At 56.4% G+C, this 521-nt stretch carries 1 rRNA gene; it reads left to right on the plus strand.

Annotated elements, in window-relative coordinates:
• A 23S ribosomal RNA gene (locus tag ACSBP4_RS19620) occupies positions 1-521 on the plus strand; the annotation flags it as partial.

A 521-nucleotide genomic window follows, 5' to 3' on the forward strand; every position in this document is an offset into this window, starting at 1 on the left:
CATTGAAATACTACCCGATGGTGACTGCGACTCTCACTCCTGGCGGAGGACACTGGTAGCCGGGCAGTTTGACTGGGGCGGTACGCGCCTGAAAAGATATCGGGCGCGCCCCAAGATTTCCTCATCCGCGTCGGAGACGCGGAAAAGAGCGCAAGAGCAAACGGAAGTCTGACAGTGTCCGGCACAACGACGGACGCTGACGCGAAAGCGTGGTCTAGCGAACCAATTAGGCTGCTTGATGCGGCCAATTGCTGACAGAAAAGCTACCTTAGGGATAACAGAGTCGTCACCCGCAAGAGCACATATCGACCGGGTGGCTTGCTACCTCGATGTCGGTTCCCTCCATCCTGCCCGTGCAGAAGCGGGCAAGGGTGAGGTTGTTCGCCTATTAAAGGAGGTCGTGAGCTGGGTTTAGACCGTCGTGAGACAGGTCGGCTGCTATCTATTGGGGGTGTTACGGTATCTGACGGGAACGTTCGTATAGTACGAGAGGAACTACGAATGGGTGCCACTCGTGTACC

The organism is Natrinema sp. CGMCC1.2065, assembly GCF_051225675.1.
GTDB lineage: Archaea > Halobacteriota > Halobacteria > Halobacteriales > Natrialbaceae > Natrinema > Natrinema thermotolerans.